The 2,253-nt window shown below is 58.1% G+C and carries 4 protein-coding genes; all 4 read right to left on the bottom strand.

Translation table 11 applies throughout. From position 1 onward, the window contains the following. The coding region (locus tag Q8W24_RS16680; RefSeq protein WP_305476017.1) for a helix-turn-helix transcriptional regulator at nt 1–281 on the bottom strand (281 nt) is incomplete at its 3' end. Next, nucleotides 278–898, bottom strand: a complete 621-nt coding sequence (locus Q8W24_RS16675; protein WP_305476016.1) for a hypothetical protein — start codon at nt 896–898, stop codon at nt 278–280. The genes Q8W24_RS16680 and Q8W24_RS16675, both read right to left, overlap by 4 nt. Next, nucleotides 895–1,608: an AAA family ATPase gene (locus Q8W24_RS16670; protein WP_305476015.1), complete on the bottom strand. Its 714-nt coding sequence runs from the start codon at nt 1,606–1,608 to the stop codon at nt 895–897. The genes Q8W24_RS16675 and Q8W24_RS16670 overlap by 4 nt, the downstream gene beginning before the upstream one ends. Nucleotides 1,609–1,644: 36 nt before the next feature. Beyond that, nucleotides 1,645–2,253: hypothetical protein (locus tag Q8W24_RS16665; protein ID WP_305476014.1), on the bottom strand; the 609-nt coding region annotated here is incomplete at its 5' end.

The following is a 2,253-nucleotide window of genomic DNA, read 5'->3' as shown; positions in this document are numbered from 1 at the left end:
GCCTGGCGCTGGTAGCGCTGGCAGTTGTCTAACGCCAGTTCTCCGAGCACGGGGCACGTGACTGTATCGCCCAGGTACTCACCCCGGACGAGCTTTTCAATGCGGGTTAAATCACCCGGATACTTGCCTTTCAGCACCTGGCTGATCAGTGCACCAGAGACGCCCAGCTCACGAGCCACTTTGGCTTGTGAGTGATTGCTGCATTGATGGCGCAGCTCGGTCATCCAGCGGGGTTCGCTGACGCTGTTCAGGGTGTCGGTCAGTGGAATGGCGTTCATCATTCGGACTCCTGTTCGTCGTCGGCAGACCAGACGATCTGCTGGGTATTGGCATCAAACACCTGGTCGATGGTCTGGATGATCGGCGGCAGCGGGCCTGTGTAGCGGTGCTGCACAAACCGGTAGACGGTCAGTGCTTTTTTGTGAACCGGAGGCTTGGCGATGGCCAGGTATCCGGCACGTTCCAGGTAGCGGCAGAACCGTTTTGCCTCAGCCTCTCCGACTGACACATCATTTGTGCAAGCGGTTAAGGCCAACTCTCTGTAGTTGAATTGGCCCAGAGTGCGCATGGAACGCCACAGGTTTTCCCGCGCACGGCCCAGCTTGCTGGACTGACCGGTGCTGGTCAGGCGGGGGGCTTCGCGGCCGGTATTGCGCACCAGCTGAAAGCGGTTGCGAACCTGTCCGTGATTGAGCTTTTCAACCTCAACAGTCTCCACGTATTCGCCCAGCTTCAGCTTGTTCAGATAGGCGTGAACGCTGGCGTCAGGGACGGTTTGACCCGCTCGTTTACTGGCCTGAATAATCAGGTCCGCCTCGGTGAACTCGCGCAGCTCGCGCACGGTGTCCCAGATCACCTGTTGAACGCGGATTTTCTTGGCGTGTGCATACGTATTCATGAACGCCCCCGTGGTGCCTTGCCGGTGAAGATGGCCTGGCGGTAGTTTTCAAGAGTTACGCGTTCAACACCGTTGTCGGCAGCCCAGTTACGGATGTTCTCAAGGTTGACGCAGATCCGGCGGGTGACACCGCGAGTGTCATCCAGCACTTTCAGCAACAGGTCTTCGGCAATGTTGATGTCACGGGCGTAGATATCCGCCAGCTGCAACACATCGCGTATTTGGCAGGGTTCAGCAGCGACCCAGGACAGGATGCGGTTGTGAATTTTTTCGTAGTGAGCCAGTTTGGCAGGCAATCGCTCTTCACCGATCAGCAGGATGCTGGCTTGTGAACCCTCATACAGATCCATCGCGAGCATGACGTGGCTTTTGCTGTCGGCCAGCCAGTCGGCCTCGTCGATGATCAGCGGGCGACCCGATTGCATCAGTTCCTCACAGGCTTGTTCGTTCATGTCCGCCAGGTTTTTGGCGGGCATGATGCCCATTTCCTTGAGGATGGCCTCCAGGAACTTCTTGCGTGTCCAGGTGCTTTTGCACTGGATGTAAAAAGCGCGGTGGGCATTGGCGGCGTAGCTGGCCGCGAAGGATTTGCCATAGCCGCTGGGGCCATGAAGGACTCCCAAACCGGGCAGGCTGGGGCTGCGGTCTTGCAGGTGCATCATGGCTTGATTGGTCAGAGCCACGTTGTTGATACCGGCGATGTTCGACATTGATAAATACTCCGTTTAATTCGCGTTAATCAGCGCTTAACGTGCTGTCAGGGGCACCTGGCGGGTGCGCATTTCGTGAAGGTCTTTTCCGGCGATAAACGCCTTGCTGGTCTTGAATCGTTTGGCCCACAACACCTCAGCGTCGGTGGCGTCTCCGGTGTCGGCTCGCTGCTCGATGTCTACGGCAAGCAGGTAGCGTTCTTCAAAGTCGTCTGGTGGCTGGAACGCTGGGGCGACAAATTCAGGCCGAATCACCTGAGCCGCACGGGGTACTGGTGGTTGTTCCAGGGGCGGTAGCGCTGGCAGATCGGTGGCAGGTTGTGCCTGTTGCGCAGCCAGGGCAGCGCGGGCGGCGTCAATGCCAGCACTGGTGTGCTCTTGCTCTGGTCGTGGAAAATGGCGCACTTTTTCGGCGCGGGCTTCTGCTGCGCGGTGATCAAGAATTTGCTGGGCAACGTCGCGCTTGGTGACTTTTTGGGCACTGACTTTGAGGCGGCGGCGTTCTTCTTGTATCGCCTCTTTTTGAATGATCTTGGCTTTTACGCCAACCTCTTCGCGGCTGACGCCGGTGATCGCCGGATCTTCGGCGGTGCAGAGGTAGTCGCCGTCCAGGTCATAGACATAGATGCGCCCCATGTCGGCCTC

This window comes from Oceanobacter sp. 4_MG-2023, assembly GCF_030689165.1.
GTDB lineage: Bacteria > Pseudomonadota > Gammaproteobacteria > Pseudomonadales > Oceanobacteraceae > Oceanobacter.
The sequence above is the reverse complement of the archived record's forward strand: the minus strand, read 5'-3'. Positions and strand labels throughout refer to the sequence as shown.